The organism is Silanimonas sp. (assembly GCF_044377035.1).
Classification (GTDB): Bacteria; Pseudomonadota; Gammaproteobacteria; order Xanthomonadales; family Xanthomonadaceae; genus Silanimonas.
Genome location: NZ_JBILJW010000018.1, coordinates 18,861 through 39,051, shown reverse-complemented (window position 1 = coordinate 39,051; position 20,191 = coordinate 18,861). Strand labels below are relative to the sequence as shown.

The window sequence follows — 20,191 nt, the reverse complement described above, 5'->3', positions numbered from 1 at the left end:
GCACGCTTGGGCGTGGTGCGCCGCCGCCTCTCGCTGCAGGCGCGCCAGTTGCTGGCCGCCGGCCTCGCGCTGGTGTCCTTCCTCGGCTTGACGGGTTACGCGCTCGACCGCGCTTTCACCGAGGCGGCGCTGAACAGCCAGCGCGAGCGGCTGGAGAACTTCGCCAAGGCCTATCTCAACGGCGCCGAGGTGCTGCGCTCCGGCGCCATCGTCATGCCGCAGGTGCCGCCGGACCCGCGTTTCGACCGGCCGGGCAGCGGCTTGTACGCCGGCGTCGTCGGCGAGGGCCTGCGTTGGGAATCGGCTTCCGCGCTGGGGCGCATCCTGCCGCCGCCGGAAACCGGCACCCCCGGCGCCGGGCGTTTCGATGGGCCTCTCGAGGCCACCGACTCCAGTGGCAATGCGCTCGCGGTCTACCGCTACTCGCTCACCACCATCTGGGAAACCGGCCGCGGCGACCTCGAGCTCACGCTCGCGCTTTACGAGGATGCCGGCTACGTCGCCGGGCAGGTCGGGGTCTTCCGCCGCACGCTGTGGGCTTGGCTGGGCGCGGCCGCCATCGTGCTCGCGCTGGTGCAGGCGCTGGCACTGCGCTGGAGCCTTCGGCCCGTCGCCGGCGTCGAGCGGGCGCTGGCCGACGTGCAGCAGGGCAGCGTCGCCCGGCTTGTCGACGAGCACCCGCGCGAGCTCCAGCCGCTGACGGAGAGCATCAATGCGTTGATCGACTCCGAGCGTCGCAACCTCGAGCAGGTGCGACGCACGCTCGGCGACCTCGCACATTCGCTGAAGACACCGCTCGCGGTGCTGCAGAGCCGCCTCGAGGCGGGCGCCACCGGTGACGAGCTGCGCGAGGACGTGCGCACGCAGGTGCAGCGCATGAACGACATCGTCGGTTACCAGCTTTCCCGGGCCGCGCGTTCGGGCCACGTGCTGTATGCCGCGCCGCTGAAGATCGAGGGGACCGCCGAGGAGATCGTGCTCGGCCTCGAGAAGATCTATGCGACGAAGGGCGTGCTGGCCGAGTTCGACATCGACGCGGCGGCGCGTTTCCACGGGGAGCTCGGCGACCTGCAGGAACTGCTCGGCAACCTGCTGGAGAACGCCTTCAAGTGGGCGAAGCGCCGGGTGGCGCTGCAGGTGACGACGCTGCCGGCTTTGCCGGGCAAGCGCGCCGGCGTGGAATTCGCAGTGGAGGACGACGGCCCCGGCATCGCCGAGGACCAGATCGACCGCGTTTTGCAGCGTGGTGTGCGCGGCGACGAACGCGTGCAGGGCCACGGCATCGGCCTGTCGATCGTCCAGGACATCGTCGCCGCCTACCAGGGCGTGCTGGCGGTGGAGCGCTCGACCGAGCTGGGTGGCGCGCGCTTCGTGGCGAGGTTCCCGCCGCAGGGGTGAGGTGTGGTCCGGCTCAGGCCGGCGTCGGATCGTCGTCGCGGCACAGCGCGGGCGCGGGCCCATAGAACCGCTCGAGGTGCGCCGCCACCGCCGGGAAGGCCGCGCGCAAGCGCTCCGGGTCGGTGAAGTGGTATTCGCTGCAGACGGCGAAGAACTCTTCGGGGGCTTCCGCGGCGTAGGGATCGATGGCCGGTTCGGCCTCGTCGTCGCCCGCCTCGTGGAGGGCATCGAGCTCGGCGTTCAGGGCCTCGAAGGCAGCGCCGAAATCGCGCGCCCATTCGCGCTGCCAATCGCGCGGCAGCGGCGGCGTGCCATCCATGACGCCATCCAGTGCGTCGAGCTTGTGCGCCATTTCGTGCACCACCAACTGGTAACCGGCCTCGGGCTCGGCGATCTCGGCGGCGAGGTCGGCCCAGCTCAGCACCATGGGCCCGTACTGCCAGCTTTCGCCTTCCCGGTCATCGAAGCCGCCTTCGACGACTTCGAGTTCGTCCATCTCGTGCGGTGCACCATGCCGTCCATGCTCCACCCGGAAGGCCCCGGGGTGGACGATCACTTCCGACCAGCCGCGAAGGCCGGTCTCGCCGATGCCCAGCAGGGGCAGACAGGCGTGTGCGGCCAAGGCCAGCCGGTCGCCGTCGTCGAGCCTCAGACCGTGGGCCGGGGAGATCGCCTTACGGTCGAGGAAACGGGCGGTCAGCCCACGCAGGCGGTCCTTGCGGAGCGGGTCGAGGCCTCGAACCAAGGGGGCACGGGCCAGCAGGGCGGCCCAGTGCGCGTCGTCGATCTCAGGGGGTGGCTTGCGCCAGCGTCGCCACCAGGCCCAGGGCATGCCGGTGCGCGGCGTGGGTCAGCGGAACATGCCCGGCAGCAGGCGGTTCCAGCGCGGCGTGGCGGTACGCACGCTGCCCGGGCTGCGCGCGCTGGCCGGACGGGCCGGCGCGGCCTCGGCATGCCGGGCCGGGGCGTCGGTCGGTGCCGCGGCTTCGGCGGCCGGCGCGGTGGCCGGCTTGGCGTCGCAGGCGCTCGCTGCTTCGGCGGCGGGCGCTTCCGCCACCGCTTCGGCGGCGACGCCGGCCATCGGCAGGGCGAGCAGGGCGAGCGACAGGAGGGCAGCGCGGATCATGGCGGTTTCCGTAGGGGGCAGGCCCGGAGAGAGATGCGGCACCGGGCAAACGCGTCGCAGGATCATACGCCGCCAGTGAAGGCCACGCATGGGAGCGCCTTGCCAGCGGCCCATGCTGTCACGCAGCATGCCCAAAGGTGGGGAGTTCCCCCAGACTCCGGCGTATGTCCGCGACCACGCCCTTCGCCTCCCCGCTGCCGTCTTCCGGTCCCATCCGCGCCGCGGCCCTGCGCCATGCGCTGATCGCCGGCGTACGCCGGGTCATCGCCCGCCGTGATGCGCTGAACAAGATCAACGTGTTCCCCGTTCCCGACGGCGATACCGGCAACAACCTCGCACTGACGCTCGGCACCGTGCTCACCGGCGCGCTGCACCGACGCGCCGGCGGCGTGGGCCGCCTGCTGCGCCGGGTTGGCGACGAGGCTATCGACGGGGCGCGCGGCAACTCCGGCGCCATCCTCGCGCAGTTCTTCAGCGGGCTTGCCGATGCGGTCGGTTCGCGGGCCTCGCTCGACCGGCGTGGCCTCGCCGAGGCCGCCCGTGCCGCGTCGCGTTCGGCGCGTTCGGCGATGGCCGATCCGAAGGAGGGCACGATGATCAGCGTGATCCACGCCTTCGCCGAGGCGCTGGTGCACGCGGCCGAGCAGGGCGAACGGCAGGAGTTGCGGGCGTGGTTCGAGTCGGCGCTCGCGCAGGCGCGGCTCGCGCTGCAGCGCACGCCCGACCAGCTGCCGGTGCTGCGCAAGGCCGGCGTGGTGGATGCCGGGGCGCAGGGTTTCGTCGACTTGCTGGAAGGCATCGGCGATTTCATGGCGCGGCGCGCTGCTCCTGGCCCTTCCGACGGGGCGGAGGATCGCTCCGACCTCGACATCAGCGGCGTGCACGACGCGCTGCACGCGGAACTCGACGACATCGATCCGCGCCATCGTTGGTGCACGGAATGCCTGCTGGTCGGCGAGGGCCTCGATCGCGCTGGGCTGCAGGCCGCGATGTCCGACCTCGGCGCTGACTGCGTCGTCGTCGCCGGCAGCGCGCACCGCGTGAAGGTGCACGCGCACGTCGCGCGGCCGGCGGCCATGTTCGAGGCGCTGGGCCGGTTCGGTCGCGTCGAGTCGACCAAGGCCGACGACATGCTGGCGCAGGCGCGCACGGCCAACGCGCCGGGCGGCTGCGTGGTGGTCACCGACAGCTCCGCGGACCTGCCGGAAGGGCTCGCGGATGCCCTCAACCTGCATGTCATCCCGCTGCGGGTGAACTTCGGCGAGCAGGACTACCTCGACCGCGTCGGCATCAGCCCCGCCGAGTTCTACGCGCGGCTGCGCCACGAGCACCTGCTGCCGCGCACCAGCCAGCCACCGGTGGGCGATTTCCGCCGGCAGTTCGAATTCCTGCTGTCGCACCACGCTGAAGTCGTCTACATCGGGCTGTCGCGCGCGGTGTCGGGCACGCTGCAAGCGGCCGAGGCGGCCGCGCAGCGTGGTGATGCTTCGCGAACCCACGTGTTCGATACCGCGAATGCCGCGGGCGGGCAGGCCCTGCTCGCCATCGCCGCGGCGGAGAAGGCAGCGACCGGCGCCGCCGCGGCCGAGGTGCTCGCCCACGTGGCCGCGTTGAGGCCGAAGACGCTCACCTTCGCCCTCGCCCGCGACATCCGCCACGCCGTGCGCGGCGGCCGTGTGCCGCGTTGGGCCGGATGGATCGCTTCAGTGCTGCGCGCCACGCCCATCGCCAAGGTCGTTCCCGAAGGGCGGCTCAAGCCCTGCGCCGCGCTGTTCGGTGCGACGCGCGCCCCGGAGCGCTTCGCCGCCTATGTCGCGAAGCAGGCGCCTCCGAACACCCGTTGGCGCCTGATCGTCGGCCACTGCGATGCGGCCGATGACGCCACGGCGCTGCTCGCTTCGCTGAAGGCGCGCCTCGACATCGCCGAAGGCTGGCTGGTGGAAACCGGCCCCGCGGTGGGTGCGCATGCCGGCCCTGGGGCGCTGGTCGCCTGCCTGCAGCCGGTGACGTCGTGAGCCTCGCGACGATTCTGGCGGCGGGCGCCGCGGCCTACCTGCTGGGTTCCATTTCCGGAAGCCTGTGGCTCGGTAAGCTGCGCGGCGTCGACATCCGCACCCAGGGCAGTGGCAATGCCGGGGGCACCAACGCCTTCCGCACGCAGGGCTGGGCCTTCGCGCTCGGCACCGTGCTGATCGACATCGGCAAGGGTGTGGCCGCGGTGGCGCTGATGCGCTGGGCTGGCGGCGATCTCGTATTGCAGATGCTGGGCGCGCTCCTCGCCGTGGCCGGCCATGTGTGGCCGGTGTTCCACGGATTCCGCGGCGGCAAGGGCGCGGCGACGCTGGTGGGCGGCCTCGCCCTTCTGTGGCCGTTGGCGCTGGCACCGCTGCTGGGCCTCTGGCTGCTGGTGCTGCTCTCGACCGGCTACGTCGGGTTGGCGACCGTGCTGGCCGGGGTCGCCTTACCGGCGTGGGCGCTGCTGGAAGGCCGCGACGGCGCGTGGCTGGGCTTCGCCGTGGCGGTGGCCGTCCTTCTCGCGTGGACGCATCGCGCCAACCTGCAGCGTCTTCGGGATGGCAATGAGCACCGTTTCGAGAAGGCGCGGATCTTCGCGCGACTGTGGGCCCGTACCGATGCCTGAGGCGTTCGGCGAACGCGACCTCGCGCTCGATGAGGCGGCACTGGGTGAGCTGGCCGCATTCCATCACGCCGATGCCGTCGATTCGACGCAGGACTGGGCGCTCGGCAGCCCGCTGCCGATGCGTGGCGCCGCGGTATTCCTCGCCGACCGCCAGTCGGCCGGTCGCGGGCGGCGGGGGCGCGCTTGGCAAACCGATCCCGAGGGTGCGCTGGCCTTCACCGTGCTCCGACGTTTCACGTTGCCGCCGATGCGGCTGGCGCCGCTCGGGCCCGCCGTCGGCGTGGCGGTGGCGCGCGCCCTGCACGATGCCGGTGCCTCCAACGTGCGCCTCAAGTGGCCGAACGATCTCGTGGTCGATGACGCCAAGCTCGCGGGCCTGCTCATCGAGGCCCGCGGCGAGGCGGTCGCCATCGGCATCGGCTTGAACCTGGCCGTCGACGCGGTGCCGGGCGTCGAACAGTCGTGGACCGACCTGCGTCGCGCCGGCGTGGCCGACGTCGCGCGCCCCCGCATCCTCGGCGTCCTGCTACGCGCCCTGCTGCCGGCGCTCGCCGAATTCGAGCGCGAGGGATTCGCCGCGTTTGCCGAGGATTGGACCCGCTTCGATGCGCTGGCCGGTCGGCCGGTGCGGGTGCTTGCGGGCGAGCGCGTCGAGGACGGTGTGGCGATCGGCATCGACGCGGGAGGTGGCCTGCGCGTGCGCCACGCCGATGGCGATCGCGTGCATTACGCCGGCGAGGTGAGCGTCCGTGTGGCTGCTTGACCTCGGCAACACCCGGCTGAAGCTGGCGCGCGCCGATGCCTCGGGCCTCGGGCCCGTGACGGCGCTGGCTCATGGCGATGCCGGCTTCGATGACGCCCTCCGCGACGTATTGGGCCAAGGCGCGCCGGGTGAGGCGGCATGGCTGGCCAGCGTCGCGCCGGAGGCCCTGCGCCTTCGCGTGGAGGCCGCGCTCGAAGCCAGCGGACAGCGGCCGCGGCGCGCCGCCACGCGCGCCGAGTGCGCCGGCGTGCGCATCGCCTACGCCGACCCGGGACGTCTGGGCGTCGACCGTTTCCTCGCCCTGCTGGCGGCGCGGGACCTCGGCGGCGACCAGCTGGTGGTGAGCTTCGGCAGCGCGATCACCGTCGATCTCCTCGACGCCCGCGGAATCCACCACGGTGGCCTCATCGGGATCGCTCCCGCGCATGCGCGCCAAGCCTTGGCGGCGCGGTTTCCGGCGCTGGATCGCGGCGAGGCGCCGACGCCAGCCGCCGTGGCCTTCGGCACCGATACCCCCGAGGCCGTCGCCGCCGGCGCGCGCGGGCAGGCCCTCGGCCTCGTCCTTGCCGCGTGGGACGACGCCTGCGCCGTGTTGGGCCGACCACCGTCCCTGCTGGTCGGCGGCGGCGATGCCGCGGCGTTCGCCGATGCCTTGGCGAGACGCCTGTCCACCAGCGTCGTTCATCACGAAGCGATGGTGCTGGAGGGGCTGCGCGTCTACGCGGCGGCCGGATGCGCTTGATCGCGGGATGAGCGAAGCCGCATTCCGCGCGGCTACACTGCGCGCATGCTTTCGCGCGGTGCCCTGATCATCCTGCTGTGCCTCAACGTCGCGGCGGCCCTCTGGTGGGGGCTGCACGCGCCGTCGCACGCCGCCGCGCTGCCGGCGACCGAGCCCGGCGTGCCGGGCCTCACCCTGCTGGCCGAAGCCGAGCCTGACGCCTTGCCGGCCTCCGCGGAACTGGCCGTAGCGCCGACGCTCATGGACGCCGCCATGGCCTGCCTCTCCGTGGGCCCCTTCGACACGCCCTCGGCCCTGCGCCGGGCGGTGGACGTGCTTGGCGCGAGCGTCGGCAAACTCCAATACCGCGAAGCCCAGGTCCAGAGTTCACGCGGCTGGCGCGTGTACGTGCCGGCCGCCGCGACCCGCGGCGACGCGCTGGCGAAGGCGCGCGCGCTGGCCGGGCAGGGCATCCGCGATTACTACGTGGTCACCGCCGGCCCGGGCGAGAACACCGTCTCGCTCGGCCTGTTCCGCGAACAGAAGAACGCCGAGGCCCGGCTGGCCGAGGTGAAGGCGCTGGGCATCGAGGCCGTGATGGAAGCGGCCAGCGAGGATCGCCCGCAGTGGTGGCTCGAGATCGCCGTCGCCGCCGATTACGACTGGCGCACGCCGCTGGGTGCGGGCAACTGGCAGGCGCGGCCCATTCCCTGCTTCTGATCGCCCGATCGCCGGGCTGGTTTACACTGCCGCCCCCAGCGCCGGCATAGCTCAGCTGGTAGAGCAACCGCCTTGTAAGCGGTAGGTCGTCCGTTCGATTCGGACTGTCGGCACCACCTCCGCCGTAAGCGCCGTCCGGCCGAACGACGACGCACACGAAGGAGTTGTGCATGAGTCGTTTCCCGACCGTCGCGCTGATTGGCGCACCCACCGACATCGGCGCCGGCCACCGCGGTGCCGTGATGGGCCCCGAGGCCCTGCGCGTCGCACGCATCGCCGAGGCCCTGCGCGAGCGCGGCGTCACCGTTGAGGACCGCGGCAACCTCACCGGCCCGATGAACCCGTGGCTGCCGCCGCTGAACGGCTACCGCCACCTGCCCCAGGTGGTCGAGTGGAACGAGGCGGCGATGCGCGCTGTCGAGGCCGAGCTCGATGCCGGCAACCTGCCCGTGTTGATGGGTGGCGACCACTGCCTCGGCCTCGGCAGCATCACCGCCGTGGCGCGCTGGTGCCGACGCACGGGCAAGAAGCTGCGGGTGATCTGGCTCGACGCCCACGCCGACTTCAACACCTCGGACGTGACGCCCTCCGGCAACATCCACGGCATGCCGGTGGCCTGCCTTTGCGGCCTTGGCCCGAAGGAGCTCACGCACCTCGGCGGCAGCGCCCCGGCGATCACGCCCGACGTCGTGCGCCAGATCGGCATCCGCTCCGTCGACGAGGGCGAAAAGAAGCTGGTGAAGGAATACGGTCTCGATATCTACGACATGCGCTACATCGACGAAGTCGGCATGAAGCGAGCGATGGACGAGGCGCTGGCCGGCATCGACGCCGATACCCACGTGCATGTCAGCTTCGACGTCGATTTCCTCGACCCGGGCATCGCGCCGGGCGTCGGTACCACGGTGCCGGGCGGCCCGAACTACCGCGAGGCCCAGCTGGTGATGGAGATGATCGCCGACACCGGCCGGATGGGTTCGCTCGACATCGTTGAACTGAACCCGGCTTTCGACAAGCAGAACAAGACGGCGCGACTCGCGGTGGACCTCGTCGAGAGCCTGTTCGGCAAGTCCACCCTGATGCGCGATTGAGTCGTCCGCCCCGAGGCGTGAAGGCCCGCTTTCCGCCGGTCTTCACCCGCCGTGACGCTAGAATCCGGCCACGTTCCAAGGGAGACCTTCCATGACCAAGTTCCGCCTGCTCGCCGTCGCCCTGCTGGCCCTCGTCGCGCTTTCCGCCTGCAACACCGTCTCCGGCTTCGGCAAGGACGTGAAGAAGGTCGGCGAAGTGATGACCCGCGAAGCCGACGAAGCCAAGGACTGAACCCGGCTCACGGGTCCGGCACGAAACCGCCCGGAAAGGCCCGCGGCTTGCGGGCCAGCCACGGCTGCCGTTCGAATCGGATGACGCCGCGCGCCACCAGTGCCTCGTGGCGGTCATAGCGCAGGGCGATGAGTTCATCGGCCCGGGCGCTCGCTCGTTCGAATCGCGTCCGCGCGCTGGGTGACCAGCGCCGCTCGCCGTGCGCCGTGCCCAGCGGCGAGACCGGTGAAGGCGCGCCGGCAGCGGCATCGGCCAGCGCTTCGGCGGCGGGGGCCGCTTGGGCACGTTGGCGTTCGGCGATCGGCGGGGTGGGCATCGGCCACTGTTCCTCGACCCTCGCTTCGCGGAACACCGCCGCGCCGATCACGCCGAGGTCGAACGGCCTCCCGGTGCGCGCCGCGTAGCTGTCGCCGGCGTGGCTGAAGCGGAAGGCCGCGACTTCCTGCATCGACTTCCGCCAACCGTCGATCTCGGCGCTCGCATACGGCGCGAGCACGTAGCCGGATTGCGCCGGATCGGCCGATTCACCGGTCACCACATTGACGCCATCCACGCTGAGCACGACCAGCACGCGCGCGCCCGTCATGTTGGTGAGGCGCAGGGTGTAGGGCTGGTCGTCCTCGCCGGACACCCAGGCCTCGCGCCGGTGTCGGTGCTGCAGCAGGACGCCGCCGGTGTCGCGATCGACCACCTCGAGCCGCACCATGTGCGCCGCCTCGGGCGTCGTGGGGCGTGGATGGGCGCAGGCGGTCTGGGTGGCCATCAGCAGCGCGACGGCGGCGAGGGTGCGGGGCAGGGTGGGCATCGCGGTTCTCCGTGGGGTTCGGAGCCCAGAAACGCGCGGCGGCGTCCAACGGGGTTGGACCCATGGGCCCGGCCCGCCCGCAGGCTAAAATCGCGGCATGACCGCTCCCGTCCGCATCCTCACCGGCATCACCACGTCCGGCACCCCGCACCTCGGCAACTACGCCGGCGCCATCCGCCCGGCGGTGGCCGCCAGCCGCCAGCCCGGCACCGAGAGCTTCTACTTCCTCGCCGACTACCACGCCCTGATCAAGGTGCAGGACCCGGCGCGCGTGCAGCGCTCGACGCTGGAGATCGCCGCGACTTGGCTGGCCTGCGGGCTCGATCCGGACAAGGTCTGGTTCTACCGGCAGTCGGACGTCCCGGAGATCCCCGAGCTCACCTGGTTCCTGACCTGCGTCGCCGGCAAGGGCCTGCTGAACCGCGCGCACGCCTACAAGGCGGCGGTCGACGCGAACACCGCGCAGGGCGAGGACGCCGATGCTGGCGTGACGGCGGGGCTGTACATGTACCCGGTGCTGATGGCCGCCGACATCCTCGCGTTCAAGGCGCACAAGGTGCCGGTGGGCCGCGACCAGATCCAGCACATCGAGATGGCGCGCGATTTCGCCGCGCGCTTTAACCACACCTATGGCGAACACCTCGTGCTGCCGGAAGCGGTGATCGAGGAACAGGTGGCCACGCTGCCCGGCCTCGACGGCCGGAAGATGAGCAAGAGCTACGACAACACCATCCCGCTGTTCGCGCCGCCGGCGCAGCTGAAGAAGCTGATCGCGTCGATCGTCACCGATTCACGCGCGCCGGGCGAAGCGAAGGATCCCGACAACAGCCACCTGTTCACGCTGTACCGCGCCTTCGCCACCGAGGCGCAGGCGGCCGAGATGCACGCCGCCCTGCGTGGCGGCCTCGCTTGGGGCGAGGCGAAGCAGGCCCTGTTCGAACTGCTCGACGGCCACCTCGCGCCGATGCGCGAACGCTACGAGGCGCTGATGGCGAAGCCTGCGGATATCGAAGCCACGCTGCAGGCCGGTGCCGCGAAAGCGCGCGCCATCGCCACGCCGCTGTTGCGCGATCTGCGCGCGGCGGTGGGCCTGCGGCCGCTGACGGCGGCGATGGCCGAGACGCCCAAGGCCAAGGTGGCGAAGGCTGCGCAGCCGACGTTCAAGCAGTACCGCGAGAGCGACGGCCGCTTCTACTTCAAGCTCGTTCATGCCGACGGCCGCGTGCTGGTGCAGAGCGAGGGCTATGCCTCGCCGAAGGACGCCGGGCAGCTCATCGCGAAGCTCAAGGCCGAGGGCGCGGCGCTGGTGCATCGCGCGGACGAAGGCCTGCACTTGGCCGGAGCGATGATCGGTCGTCTCGAGGACGGCATCGAGCTCGCCGAGGTGCTGGAATCGCTCGCCGCCTTCGCCGAGGACGCGGCCTGAACATCGCGTTCGGCAGACTGCGCGCATGAGTCTCCTCGCCGTTCTCCTCCTCGCCCCGTGGTTCGCCGTGCTCGGCTGGATCTACTGGCGCACCGCGCCCGCCCGCTTCGCCAGCGCCCGTGGTTTCGACATCGCGGCGCTGGCCGGCGCCATCGCGCTGTCGGTCGCTGGCATGGTGGCCGGCCTGCAAGTCGAGCCCGCCGGCCACCATCCGATCATCCGCGAGATCGTTGCGTCGCTGATCGCCTACAAGGGCTTCCTGCTCGTCCTTGTGGCGGCGTGGTTCTGGCGACGTCGCGGGTCCGCATCGGTCCCGGCGTCCGCCGCGTCGCGTGCCTGAGGCCCGCCGGCCCGTCGGGCTGGCGCGGCGCCGCGTCCAGACTGGCATGCTGGCCCCATGGCCCTCGACCCGACTGACCTGAGCCGACTCTCGGCAGCCTATCCATCACTGTCCGGGCTACCACCCTCCCTCGGCGCTGCATTCGCCGCGGACGCCCGGGTGATCGATCTGCCGGCCGGCCTCGTCGTGTTCCAGCCTGGTCAGTCCTGCCCCGGCCTGCCGCTGCTGCTGGAAGGGCAGATCAAGGTCAGCCAGACCTCGTCGAATGGCCGGCAACTGGTGCTGTACCGCGTGCGACCCGGCGAAACCTGCGTCGTGAGCACTGGATGCCTGCTGGAATCCAGTACCTACAGCGCCCTTGGCGAGGTCGAGCGACCGACACGCGCGGTGGCGCTGCCGCCGCTGCTTTTCCGCCGCCTGCTCGATGAGCACGCGCCCTTCCGCGCGCTCGTGTTCGGGCAATTCAGCCGGCGCCTGCAGACCCTGATGGCGGTGGTCGATGACGTGGCCTTCCATCGGCTCGACGAGCGTCTGGCCGGATGGTTGTCGGAGCGCGCCCCACGAGTGGCGATGACCCACCAGGCCATCGCTGACGAGTTCGGCAGTGCCCGCGAGGTGGTCACCCGCGTGTTGCGCCAGTTCGTCGAGGAGGGCCTCGTGGACGTCTCGCGCGATGGCATCGTCGTGATCGATGCGGCGGGATTGCGCCGCCGGGCGCAGCCTCCCAGCGGCTGACCGGTCCGCCTCGGCCACGATGCCGCGCTTTGATCGAGGTCATCGCCGGTGACTCCGGTCACCGACAGGCTGTACGGGCGCGCCGACACTGGCCGCACACCCCAAGCGAGGAGTCTGCGTCATGAAAGCGAATGTCGGTGGCATCGATCGGATCCTGCGCGCCGCCGCAGGCCTGGGACTGGTGGGCTGGGCCGCCTTCGGCGGACCGGTCTGGGCGTGGGTCGGCGTGGTGCCGCTGGCGACGTCCGCCATCGGCTTCTGCCCGATCTATCCGTTGCTTGGCCTGAACACGTGCCCCGTGAAGGGCTGAGCCCCTTCAGCGTCGTCAAGGTTCGCTGAACGCCGCGCGCGACGCGGGAACCTCCCGCCCGCCGCGGCACTCTGTCGTTGCCCAACCGCGGAGGAACGAACGATGCACATCGCCCTGCTCAGCCATCGCGACATCCACGGCACCGACACGCTCGACGCCCTGCAGCGCCGCGCGGAACGGCATCTCAGCCGCATCGCCCACCTGATCTCGGACCTCGTCGTCTCGCTGGTCGACCTCAACGGGCCGAAGGGCGGCATCGACCGCCAGTGCCAGGTGCAGGCCAAGCTGCACGATGGCCGCCTCGTCGTGGTGAAGGCGCGCAGCGAGGGCTTCGGCCCTGCCATCGACGGCGCGCTGCACAAACTGCTAAAGCGCCTGATCAAGCAGCGCAAGCGCGCGGTGGAGCAGCGTCGTTCGGCGCTGCCGTTCGGGCGACTGGCTGCGGCGGTCGGGTAAACGCTTACTGCGGCGGGCGCCTCACCGCGCCCTCTGCAGGTCGTCGATCATCGCTTTGAGGAATCGCGCCGCCTCGCCGCCCGTGGCGGCGCGGTGGTCGAAGGTGAGCGAGAGCGGCATCAGGCGGTGCGTCTCGATGCCGCCGAGTACCGGCACCACGCCGTGATACAGCCGGCCCGCCGCGACGATGCACACGCAGGGAGGCACGACGACCGGCGTGGCGTACTTGCCGGCGAACTTGCCGAAGTTGCTCAGCATGATGGTGTAGCCGGAAAGCTCTTCGGCCGGCAGCGAGCGGTCCTTGAGGCCATCGCGCAGGCGCGAGATGCCGGCGCGCATCGCGCTGGCGTCCATCCGGTCGGCGCCGCGCAGGTTGGCCACGAACAGGCCGTCGGCGTGGTCGATGGCGATGCCGACGTCGACGCGCGCGTGGCGGCGCAGCGTGCCCTCCTTGGCGTTGAGCCAGGCGTTCATCGCCGGCTCGGCCGCGCTGGCGACCACCAGGGAGCGGATCAGGCGGACGGTGATGTCCTCGCCCGGCGACCACGCGTGCAGGTCGGCATCGTCCATCAGCGTGGTCGGCACCACTTCGGCATGCGCGGCGGCCATGCTGCGCACCATGTTGCGGCGAACGCCGCGGATCGGCGCGTCGGTATCGAAGCCTGCGTCCGTGGCGCTATCCCGACGCGTTTCCGTGCGCGCGGGGCTCGCCGACGACGCGAAGGCCGCAGGCGGCGTGGAAAGCGCGATGGGTTGCGCGGTGGAGACGGCGGGCGCGCTGCCCAAGCGGGCCTCGCCGCGTTCGGCGGCGCGCTTCACGTCGGCGAGGGTTACCACGCCTTCGGCGCCGGTCGGCGTGATGCGCGCGAGGTCGACGCCGAGCTTCTTCGCCAGCGCGCGCACCGCCGGCACGGCCTTGATGCCACCAACGGCGACCGCTGCCTCGCGGCGGACTTCGCTCGACACCTGCATGGCACCGACGACGGTGCCGGCGTCTTCGCGTTGGGTTGGCGCGGGCGGTGCCGGCGTGGGCGCCGCTAGCGCCGGTATCGCGTTCTTGAAGCCGCCACCGAAGGCGGGCGTCACGCCTTCTGGCAGGTCGTTCGACAGGTCCGAGGCGGAGAGCGAAGGCATCGGCGGCATGACCGCGACGGGGCTCGCTGCTGCGGCCGGTGCCGGCGTGTGGCCCGCACCATGCGCATGCCCGGTGTCATGGCCCGCAGCGCGCTGCGGCAGGTTCGGATCGAGTTCGAATTCGGCCAGCCACGCGCCGGTGGTGATGACATCGCCGGCCTTGCCGGCCACGCGCAGCAGGGTGCCGGAGCAGGGCGCCGGCACGTCGACGACGGCCTTCGCCGTCTCCATCGATACCAGCGGATCATCGAGGCGGACGACCTGGCCGACGGCGACATGCCACTCGACGATCTCGGCATCGGGCAGGCCCTCGCCGAGGTCGGGCAACAGGAACAGCTGCGTGGTGCTCATGCGGGGGGCGTCCTGGGTCAGGAGACGGCGAGCGTGCGCTTCGCGGCGGCCACGATCTTCTCGACCGAGGGCAGGTACTTCATCTCGAGGCGGAACAGCGGGATCGGCACGTCGTAACCGGTGACGCGCTCGACCGGCGCGACGAGGTCGTACATCGCGTGCTCGGCGAGACGCGCGGCGATCTCCGCGCCGAAGCCGGCGGTGCGGCAGGCCTCGTGGACGATCACGCAGCGGCCGGTTTTTTTCACCGACTCGTGGATGGTGTCGAAATCCAGCGGCTTGAGCGTGGCGACGTCGACGACTTCGGCGCTGATGCCCTCTGTCGCTAGTTTTTCGGCGGCTTCGAGGCACTCCTTCACCTGTGCGCCCCAAGTGACGAGGGTCACGTCGGTGCCGTCGCGCAGCACGAAGCAGACGTCTAGCGGCAGGGCCTCGCCGTCGTCGGGCACCTCCTCCTTGTACTGGCGGTAGATGCGCTTCGGCTCCATGTAGATCACCGGGTCCGGGTCGCGGATGGCGGCGAGCAGCAGGCCGTAGGCGCGCTGCGGCGAGGAGGGCATCACCACGCGCAGGCCGGGCACGTTGGTGAACATCGCCTCGTTCGCTTCCGAATGATGCTCGGGCGCGCGGATGCCACCACCCCAGGGCACGCGCAGCACCATCGGGCAGGTGAGCCGGCCGCGCGTGCGGTTGCGGAAGCGCGCCGCGTGGCAGATCAGGTGGTCGAGCATCGGATAGACGAAGCCGTCGAACTGCACTTCGGCCACCGGCTTCATGCCCTGCGTGGCGAGGCCGACGGTGAGGCCGGCGATGGTGGTCTCGTCGAGCGGCGTGTCGAGCACGCGGTCCATGCCGAAGCGCATCTGCAGGCCGGCGGTGGCGCGGAACACGCCGCCGTTCACGCCGACATCCTCGCCGAGCACGAGCACGCTCGGGTCGTTCGTCATCTCGTAGGCCAGCGCCTGCGTGATCGCTTCGATCAGGGTGATCGTAGGCGTGGTCGTTTCAGCGCTCATCGGCGGTTCTCCCAGTCGATGGCGTCCTCGCGCTGGGCGGCGAGGTCGAGCGGCAGCGTCTCGTAGAGGTGGTCGAACATGTCGGTGACGGGCGGCGGCGGCACGGCGAGGTAGGCGTTTACCTCCTCGTCGACGCGGGCGTTGCACACCTCGCGCCACGCCAGCTCTTCGGCCTCGCTCCACACCCCGAGTGACGTGAGATAGGTGCGCAGGCGCACCAGCGGTTCGCGGGTCCAGGCCGCTTTCACTTCCTCGTCGGGGCGGTAGCGGCGGGCGTCGTCGGCGGTGGTGTGGTCGGCGAGGCGATAGGTGACCAGCTCGATCACGCTGCCGCCGTGGCCCGTCCGCGCGCGCTTCAGCGCGTGGTCCATCGCGGCGCGCACGGCGATCAGGTCGTTGCCGTCGACCTGCACGCAGTCGAGGCCGCCGGCCAATCCCTTCTGCGCCAGCGTGCGTGCGCCCGTCTGCGCCTTTCGCGGCACCGAGATCGCCCACTGGTTGTTGATGATGCACAGCACGAAGGGCAGGCCGTAGGCGCCCGCGGAGTTGATGGCGGCGTAGGTGTCGGTCTTGGAGCTGCCACCGTCGCCGACGCAGGCCACGGCCACGCGCGGTTCGTCGCGAAGCTTGAAGGCCAGCGCCGCGCCGGCCGCGTGCAGGCACTGGGTGCCGATCGGCACGCACCACGGGTAGTCGTGCGCGGGGCCGGAGAAGTGGTTGCCGCGCTCGTCGCCGCCCCAGTACATCAGCACTTCGCGCGGCTTCACGCCGCGGACGAACTGCGCACCGTACTCGCGGTAGCTCGGCGCCAGCACGTCGTCGAGCTGCATGGCGCTGCCGATGCCGATGTGCGTGGCCTCATGGCCGAGGCAGCTGGCGTAGGTGCCGAGCTTGCCGGTGCGCTGCAGCGCGACCGCCTTGGTGTCGAAGGCGCGCACCAGCAGCATCTGCTTGAACAGCGCGACGAGGGCCTTGGGGTCCTGCGCGAACTCGGGCAGGTCCTCGCGGAGCAGGCGCCCGTCCTCGCCGAGGAACTGGACGTAATCGATCTCGAACGTCGCTGCCGTGCGCATCCGCGGGCTCCCGTCGAAGGGACCTGCTTGATAGCAGGGGCGGCCCCGAGGCGGCAAGGGTCCTTGGGCGTGGGTGGCGCCCAAGGTGCCGCGTCGCAAAAGAAGACGCCGGCGCGAGGCCGGCGTCTTCGGGTCTCCGGGAGCGTCGGCTTACTGCCCGCGACGGCCCACGGTGGCGGTGGCCTGGTCGGCGTTGTTGCCCTGCACCACGTCCGGCGTCGTCGCGGCGATTCGGGCCTCAAGACCCACCGACACCGGGCCGGCGAGATCGCGCGGCACCACCTGGATGATCACCGGCGGCAGGATCGAGACGCGCGGCGAGTAGAGCAGGCGGCAGCCGATCACCACGCCTTCCGCATTGCCGGGCAGCGGCGAGCGCGTGCAGTTCCAGCCGGCGGTGACCACGCGGCTCAGCAGGCGCTCCGGGCCGCGGAACACGACTTCGAGCCGGACGTCCTGGGCCGTCGCCGGGCCGCGGTTGGCCGAGGCGATGACGAAGCCCGCCACGGGCCACTTGCCGGCCGTCTGGCCCGAGGACAGCACCTCGATGGCGAGGTCGGCGGGGTTGGCGATGGTCGTTGCCACGGCGGCGCTGTTGTTGGCCGTGGCCGGGTCGGCGCTGGCGGCCTCGGCGCTGGCCCGGAAGCCGAGCGTTCCCGGCGTGCCGAGGACGGTGGCCGGCACGGTGACGTCGAACGTCGCGGTGCTGCCATTGCTGAAGCGGTCGGCACGGCACTCGGCTTCGGCGCCGGTCGCGCTGGCCGTGAAGGCCGAGCAGGTCCAGCCGCTCGAAGCGCGGACGGTCGTGCCGTCCACCGCGCGGTCGAACGCCAGGCGCACGCGCGCATTCACCGCTTCGTCGGGGCCGCTGTTGCGGAGCACCACACGGATCGGCAGCGGCCGGCCGGTGGCCGAACTGTCGGAGGACTCGATCGAGACGCCGAGATCGGCCGAGCGGAACGCGCCTTCGATGAGGCGCACCACCACCGGGTCATGGTCGGAAGTGCGGACCGCCGACTGGCCGAAGCGCGTTTCCGAGAAGTCGGCGTTGATCGCCGCGTGCTCGGTGACCACGTCCAGCGCCGAGGCGAACACCGCGTCGTTGGCGACGACGTGGTCGAGCGACTGCGCATTGCCCTCGAAGCTGAAGGAATAGCGGTCGGCCTGCGCGATCAGCGTCGTCAGCGTGGTGAGCGGGCGCGACACCGGGCTGTCGGCGTATTCCAGCACGGTGCCAGCGCCAGCTTCGCGGCCGGTGATGATGCCCATGGAATCGACCAGGCCGTCGCTGAACTCGAAGGCGTTGAAGTCGCCGACGAGGATCATCCGCTCGTTCGCATCGGCCTGCTGGCGCGCTTCGATCCACTGCGCCAACTCGATGGCCTGCGCTGCGCGCTTGGCGCGGACGCGCTGGCCGCTGGTGGCCCAGCCGGCCGAGCCTGCCGCGGTGTCGTTGACGCCGTTCAGTGAACGCAGGTGGTTGACGACCACCGTGAGCGGCGCGCTGTTGCCGTTCGCCGAGGCGATGCGCGCGCGCACGGCCAGCGACGGGCGGTCGTTCAGCAGCTCGGTGGCGCCGCTCGGGTTGGTGAAGAGGCTGGCCTTGCCGACTTGTTCGACGTCGAGCACGGTCACGCGCGGCGTGCCGGGACGCACTTCGCGCTCGCTGACGAGCACGCCGACGTCGATGCCGCCGACGTCGTTGCCCTCGAGCAGGCGGGCGACGTACTGCGGGTTGCTGCCGCAGGCGCCGGAGACATTGCTGTTCACCGCATCAGCGAGGCGCTGCAGCGTCGCGAGGTTCTCGACTTCGACGATGCCGAGCACATCCGGGGTCTTCAGGAAGCGGCAGATCGCCTCGCTGGTGTCGACGAGGCGCGCCTCGAAGGCCGCCGTCGTCAGCACCGGCTCGCCGATGGCCGGGTCGTTGACGTTGTCGAAGAAGCGCAGCAGGTTGAAGCTGGCCACGCTGATCGCGTCGGCCGGTGCATCGGCGACGGGCTTCGGTGCCGGGCCGCCCGGCAGCAGGCCGGTGGCGTCGCCCACCAGTTGGTTCGGATCGGGGAGCAGCGTGTAGACGCCGCTGCCGTAGTCGAGCACGCCGGTGAGCGAGGGCAGCGCGGTGCCGGCATCGGCGGCCACGCGCGCGGCGCCGAGCTGGGCGTCGCTGTCGATGCGGATCCGCTCCGGGTTGGTGTCGAAGCGCGGCACGCCGGCCGGGGCCGTCGCGGCAAGCACGTCGGTCACGGCGATGCCCGGTTCACGGAACGGGCGCGGCACGCCCTGCAGCACGGCATGGAAGACGCCGTCGGTGCCGGTGACCGTCGCATTGGCTTCGCTGAGGAAGGCGCCCGAGGCCGCCACCGTCACCAGCGGGCCGGTGCTGACGCGCATGCCTTCGTAGCGTTCCAGCGCTTCGAGCGCGCTGGTGGGCGCGGCAAGGGCGGGATCGACGGCGACCGGGGTCGGCAGCGCGACGCCGGCGGCACGCAGGCTGACCTGCACGGTCACGCCACCGCCACCGGTGATCTCGGTGAGCGGGCGCTGGTTGAGGTTGCTGCTCGGGGTGAAATCGACCACGCGGCCGGACACGCGCACGCGGTTGCCCACGGCCACGGCCGGGAGGACCGTGCTGCCGGTGAACACGAACAGGCCTTCCGAGGTTTCCGGGTTGCCGTCGTCCTCGCCGTCGGCGGTCTGCACGAAGAAGCCGTTGCTGCGGCGCGCGGTGATGACGCCTTCGGTCACGACGACCTGGCCGTCGAGCGGCGAGGTGGTGCCGCTGCCCTGGATGGCGTGGATCGGCACGACGACGATGTCGTCGTTGCGGATCGTGCCCGTGGCTTCACTGTCGCCGACGTCGGCGCCGGTGACGTTGGTGATGCGGACGACGAAGGATTCGTCCGGCTCGGGCGTGGTGTCACCGGTGAGCGCGACGTCGAACGTGGCGCTGCGTTCGCCCGCGGCGATCACGAGGCCGGTGGCCGAGGCGGCGGTGTAGTCGCTGCCGGCCAGCGCGCTGCCGTCCGCGGTGGCGATGTCGAAGCGCACGCCGCCGGCCGGGGCCGGAGCGCTCAGCGTGACGGTGAAGCGCAGCGTGCTTCCCGTGGCGTCGCCCTCCTCGATACCGGCATCGGCGATCGTCAGCACCGGGATGGCCGGGCCGCTGCAGGGCGCGGCGGCGACCGCGGTGTTGCGCGGCGCGGGGGCGGCGAGGTCGAAGTCGGCGCTGTTGCTGCCGGTGTCGGTGCAGCCGGCCGCCTTGCGGATCGCAGCGGTGGTGTTCGAGAGCGCGGCGGTCGGGGCCGTTTCCGAGCAGTTCGCGCTACCGAAGCCGACGAAATCGAGCACGCCGTCGGCCGAGCCCGGGCAGGCGCCGGCCAGCGTCACTTGGGTGCCCACCAGGGCCACCTTGCCGGCGGTGCCGGACATGGCGATCGTGCCGGTAGCGTCCGGCGTCGGCAGCGCCGCGGCGGCCGCGTTCGTGCCGGCGGCCTGCTGGACCAGGTAGTACTGGCCGGGTTGAAGGGTGCCGGTGAGATTGGTGCGGCTCCAGGCCGTGCCGGTGCTGCTGGCGTACTGGACCGAATAGGTCGAGAGGTTCACCGCCGTCGGACCGGCGTTGTAGAGCTCGATGAAGTCGTTGCGCAGCGGGGCGCCGGTGTTGCCGCCACCGCCGTAGACCTGGCTGATGACGACCTGGGCGCCGGCGGTGCCGGAAAGGGCAAGGGCAGCGGCGCAGAGCGCGGCAAGGGGACGAAGGCGGGTGGGCCGCATCGTGGGGTCCTGGAGAGAGAGGGAAAGGGGGGCGGCGGAACGTGCCGGGGGTCACGAATTGTACGATTTCCCATGA

Annotated in this window: 20 protein-coding genes and 1 tRNA gene; 14 read left to right on the top strand and 7 right to left on the bottom strand. The window is 71.4% G+C overall.

Annotated elements, in window-relative coordinates:
- The first annotated feature begins 6 nt into the window (after positions 1-6).
- Positions 7-1,398: an ATP-binding protein gene (locus ACIQ6S_RS10840; RefSeq protein WP_397608378.1), complete on the top strand. Its 1,392-nt coding sequence runs from the start codon at positions 7-9 to the stop codon at positions 1,396-1,398.
- Between the two features lie 13 nt (positions 1,399-1,411).
- Here the strand turns inward: ACIQ6S_RS10840 and ACIQ6S_RS10835 are convergent, their stop codons facing one another.
- Both ACIQ6S_RS10835 and ACIQ6S_RS10830 read right to left on the bottom strand, forming a co-directional pair.
- The gene (locus ACIQ6S_RS10835) at positions 1,412-2,230 is read right to left on the bottom strand and encodes a zinc-dependent peptidase (RefSeq protein ID WP_397608377.1); all 819 of its coding nucleotides are present in this window, start codon (positions 2,228-2,230) and stop codon (positions 1,412-1,414) included.
- 18 nt (positions 2,231-2,248) lie between these two features.
- Positions 2,249-2,524, bottom strand: coding sequence for a hypothetical protein (locus ACIQ6S_RS10830; protein WP_397608376.1), 276 nt, complete (start codon positions 2,522-2,524; stop codon positions 2,249-2,251).
- A gap of 164 nt (positions 2,525-2,688) precedes the next feature.
- On the opposite strand from ACIQ6S_RS10830, the gene ACIQ6S_RS10825 reads away from it, so the two are divergent.
- The 8 genes from ACIQ6S_RS10825 (at position 2,689) to ACIQ6S_RS10790 (ending at position 8,692) form a co-directional block, all read left to right on the top strand.
- The gene (locus tag ACIQ6S_RS10825) at positions 2,689-4,539 is read left to right on the top strand and encodes a DegV family protein (RefSeq protein ID WP_397608375.1); all 1,851 of its coding nucleotides are present in this window, start codon (positions 2,689-2,691) and stop codon (positions 4,537-4,539) included.
- Positions 4,536-5,165, top strand: a complete 630-nt coding sequence (gene plsY, locus ACIQ6S_RS10820) for a glycerol-3-phosphate 1-O-acyltransferase PlsY (protein ID WP_397608374.1) — start codon at positions 4,536-4,538, stop codon at positions 5,163-5,165. Before ACIQ6S_RS10825 ends, plsY begins: the two co-directional genes overlap by 4 nt.
- Positions 5,158-5,928, top strand: coding sequence for a biotin--[acetyl-CoA-carboxylase] ligase (locus ACIQ6S_RS10815; RefSeq protein ID WP_397608373.1), 771 nt, complete (start codon positions 5,158-5,160; stop codon positions 5,926-5,928). Before plsY ends, ACIQ6S_RS10815 begins: the two co-directional genes overlap by 8 nt.
- Entirely contained in the window at positions 5,915-6,670 is a 756-nt protein-coding gene (locus ACIQ6S_RS10810; RefSeq protein ID WP_297875536.1) for a type III pantothenate kinase, read from the top strand. The genes ACIQ6S_RS10815 and ACIQ6S_RS10810 overlap by 14 nt, the downstream gene beginning before the upstream one ends.
- Positions 6,671-6,715: 45 nt before the next feature.
- Positions 6,716-7,369, top strand: a complete 654-nt coding sequence (locus tag ACIQ6S_RS10805) for an SPOR domain-containing protein (RefSeq protein WP_397608372.1) — start codon at positions 6,716-6,718, stop codon at positions 7,367-7,369.
- Between the two features lie 40 nt (positions 7,370-7,409).
- A tRNA-Thr gene (locus ACIQ6S_RS10800) sits at positions 7,410-7,485 on the top strand.
- Positions 7,486-7,539: 54 nt separating this feature from the next.
- A complete protein-coding gene (gene rocF, locus ACIQ6S_RS10795) occupies positions 7,540-8,460 on the top strand; it encodes an arginase (RefSeq protein WP_397608371.1) in 921 nt (306 codons plus the stop codon).
- A 91-nt stretch (positions 8,461-8,551) separates the two neighbouring features.
- Positions 8,552-8,692, top strand: a complete 141-nt coding sequence (locus tag ACIQ6S_RS10790) for an entericidin A/B family lipoprotein (RefSeq protein WP_298337258.1) — start codon at positions 8,552-8,554, stop codon at positions 8,690-8,692.
- 7 nt (positions 8,693-8,699) lie between these two features.
- Here ACIQ6S_RS10790 and ACIQ6S_RS10785 read toward each other — a convergent pair whose 3' ends face one another.
- Positions 8,700-9,497 (bottom strand): hypothetical protein, encoded by a 798-nt coding sequence (locus ACIQ6S_RS10785; RefSeq protein ID WP_397608370.1) that lies wholly within the window; start codon positions 9,495-9,497, stop codon positions 8,700-8,702.
- Between the two features lie 97 nt (positions 9,498-9,594).
- On the opposite strand from ACIQ6S_RS10785, the gene ACIQ6S_RS10780 reads away from it, so the two are divergent.
- From ACIQ6S_RS10780 to ACIQ6S_RS10760, 5 genes are all read left to right on the top strand, one after another.
- On the top strand, positions 9,595-10,923 hold the full coding sequence (locus ACIQ6S_RS10780) for a tryptophan--tRNA ligase (RefSeq protein WP_397608369.1): 1,329 nt from the start codon (positions 9,595-9,597) through the stop codon (positions 10,921-10,923).
- Positions 10,924-10,948: 25 nt separating this feature from the next.
- On the top strand, positions 10,949-11,263 hold the full coding sequence (locus ACIQ6S_RS10775; protein ID WP_297875542.1) for a hypothetical protein: 315 nt from the start codon (positions 10,949-10,951) through the stop codon (positions 11,261-11,263).
- Between the two features lie 159 nt (positions 11,264-11,422).
- Complete coding sequence (locus ACIQ6S_RS10770) at positions 11,423-11,998, top strand: Crp/Fnr family transcriptional regulator (RefSeq protein ID WP_397608368.1); 576 nt, start codon at positions 11,423-11,425, stop codon at positions 11,996-11,998.
- Positions 11,999-12,119: 121 nt separating this feature from the next.
- A complete protein-coding gene (locus ACIQ6S_RS10765) occupies positions 12,120-12,308 on the top strand; it encodes a DUF2892 domain-containing protein (protein ID WP_298337245.1) in 189 nt (62 codons plus the stop codon).
- Positions 12,309-12,410: 102 nt separating this feature from the next.
- On the top strand, positions 12,411-12,764 hold the full coding sequence (locus tag ACIQ6S_RS10760) for an HPF/RaiA family ribosome-associated protein (RefSeq protein WP_297875545.1): 354 nt from the start codon (positions 12,411-12,413) through the stop codon (positions 12,762-12,764).
- 21 nt (positions 12,765-12,785) lie between these two features.
- Here ACIQ6S_RS10760 and ACIQ6S_RS10755 read toward each other — a convergent pair whose 3' ends face one another.
- The 4 genes from ACIQ6S_RS10755 to ACIQ6S_RS10740 all read right to left on the bottom strand — a co-directional run bounded on the left by ACIQ6S_RS10755 (position 12,786) and on the right by ACIQ6S_RS10740 (position 20,115).
- A complete protein-coding gene (locus ACIQ6S_RS10755) occupies positions 12,786-14,249 on the bottom strand; it encodes a dihydrolipoamide acetyltransferase family protein (RefSeq protein ID WP_397608367.1) in 1,464 nt (487 codons plus the stop codon).
- A gap of 17 nt (positions 14,250-14,266) precedes the next feature.
- Positions 14,267-15,265: an alpha-ketoacid dehydrogenase subunit beta gene (locus ACIQ6S_RS10750; RefSeq protein WP_397608366.1), complete on the bottom strand. Its 999-nt coding sequence runs from the start codon at positions 15,263-15,265 to the stop codon at positions 14,267-14,269.
- Positions 15,262-16,338: a pyruvate dehydrogenase (acetyl-transferring) E1 component subunit alpha gene (pdhA, locus tag ACIQ6S_RS10745; protein ID WP_397608365.1), complete on the bottom strand. Its 1,077-nt coding sequence runs from the start codon at positions 16,336-16,338 to the stop codon at positions 15,262-15,264. Before pdhA ends, ACIQ6S_RS10750 begins: the two co-directional genes overlap by 4 nt.
- 150 nt (positions 16,339-16,488) lie before the next feature.
- Positions 16,489-20,115 (bottom strand): lamin tail domain-containing protein, encoded by a 3,627-nt coding sequence (locus ACIQ6S_RS10740; protein WP_397608364.1) that lies wholly within the window; start codon positions 20,113-20,115, stop codon positions 16,489-16,491.
- Between the last annotated feature and the right edge of the window lie 76 nt (positions 20,116-20,191).

Excerpts from the sequence above, each read along its gene's own strand:
- ACIQ6S_RS10835 (WP_397608377.1), bottom strand. The coding sequence starts at position 2,230 with ATGCCCTGGGCCTGGTGGCGACGCTGGCGCAAGCCACCCCCTGAGATC.
- ACIQ6S_RS10760 (WP_297875545.1), top strand. The coding sequence starts at position 12,411 with ATGCACATCGCCCTGCTCAGCCATCGCGACATCCACGGCACCGACACG.
- ACIQ6S_RS10825 (WP_397608375.1), top strand. The coding sequence starts at position 2,689 with ATGTCCGCGACCACGCCCTTCGCCTCCCCGCTGCCGTCTTCCGGTCCC.
- ACIQ6S_RS10790 (WP_298337258.1), top strand. The coding sequence starts at position 8,552 with ATGACCAAGTTCCGCCTGCTCGCCGTCGCCCTGCTGGCCCTCGTCGCG.
- rocF (WP_397608371.1), top strand. The coding sequence starts at position 7,540 with ATGAGTCGTTTCCCGACCGTCGCGCTGATTGGCGCACCCACCGACATC.
- ACIQ6S_RS10815 (WP_397608373.1), top strand. The coding sequence starts at position 5,158 with ATGCCTGAGGCGTTCGGCGAACGCGACCTCGCGCTCGATGAGGCGGCA.
- ACIQ6S_RS10780 (WP_397608369.1), top strand. The coding sequence starts at position 9,595 with ATGACCGCTCCCGTCCGCATCCTCACCGGCATCACCACGTCCGGCACC.
- ACIQ6S_RS10785 (WP_397608370.1), bottom strand. The coding sequence starts at position 9,497 with ATGCCCACCCTGCCCCGCACCCTCGCCGCCGTCGCGCTGCTGATGGCC.
- ACIQ6S_RS10805 (WP_397608372.1), top strand. The coding sequence starts at position 6,716 with ATGCTTTCGCGCGGTGCCCTGATCATCCTGCTGTGCCTCAACGTCGCG.
- ACIQ6S_RS10740 (WP_397608364.1), bottom strand. The coding sequence starts at position 20,115 with ATGCGGCCCACCCGCCTTCGTCCCCTTGCCGCGCTCTGCGCCGCTGCC.
- ACIQ6S_RS10765 (WP_298337245.1), top strand. The coding sequence starts at position 12,120 with ATGAAAGCGAATGTCGGTGGCATCGATCGGATCCTGCGCGCCGCCGCA.
- pdhA (WP_397608365.1), bottom strand. The coding sequence starts at position 16,338 with ATGCGCACGGCAGCGACGTTCGAGATCGATTACGTCCAGTTCCTCGGC.
- ACIQ6S_RS10750 (WP_397608366.1), bottom strand. The coding sequence starts at position 15,265 with ATGAGCGCTGAAACGACCACGCCTACGATCACCCTGATCGAAGCGATC.
- ACIQ6S_RS10755 (WP_397608367.1), bottom strand. The coding sequence starts at position 14,249 with ATGAGCACCACGCAGCTGTTCCTGTTGCCCGACCTCGGCGAGGGCCTG.
- ACIQ6S_RS10830 (WP_397608376.1), bottom strand. The coding sequence starts at position 2,524 with ATGATCCGCGCTGCCCTCCTGTCGCTCGCCCTGCTCGCCCTGCCGATG.
- ACIQ6S_RS10775 (WP_297875542.1), top strand. The coding sequence starts at position 10,949 with ATGAGTCTCCTCGCCGTTCTCCTCCTCGCCCCGTGGTTCGCCGTGCTC.